This is a genomic window from Sedimentibacter sp. B4, assembly GCF_000309315.1.
Taxonomy (GTDB): domain Bacteria; phylum Bacillota; class Clostridia; order Tissierellales; family Sedimentibacteraceae; genus Sedimentibacter; species Sedimentibacter saalensis.
Window position 1 is genome coordinate 1 of the sequence record NZ_CANG01000247.1, and the last position, 357, is coordinate 357.

At 63.6% G+C, this 357-nt stretch carries 1 pseudogene; it reads right to left on the minus strand.

The annotated features are described in order from the left end of the window. Positions 1-316: pseudogene (locus BN358_RS10955) on the minus strand (two-component sensor histidine kinase); the annotation flags it as partial. Positions 317-357: the final 41 nt, after the last annotated feature.

Here is a 357-nt window from a genome sequence, read left to right on the forward strand (position 1 = left end):
GTGGCTGCACCTGCTCGTGTCCGTTGAACAGGTCTCTTTCGGGCCGGGTTTGCATGCCTTCGTCCTTCACGTCGATGGCTATTGCTTCTCCGAGGTCTCTCGTGTCGATCGTGACCATCCCTGCGCCGTGCGTGGCAGCGTTGTCGATCAGGACGCCGAGGATCTGTTCTGCAAGTCCGGCCGGGACTTGGGCATCAGCAAGATCGGCCGGCACCCTTATCTGTATTCGGCGTCCGGTCGTGGCGAGCGGTCCGTGCCAGGCCTCGCGTATCCGCTCCATGAGCTCACCCAACGCCGCGGCGGGCGAGGCGAACATTGCACCGTCGGGCTCCCGTGCGAACGTCAGCAATCCTGCAA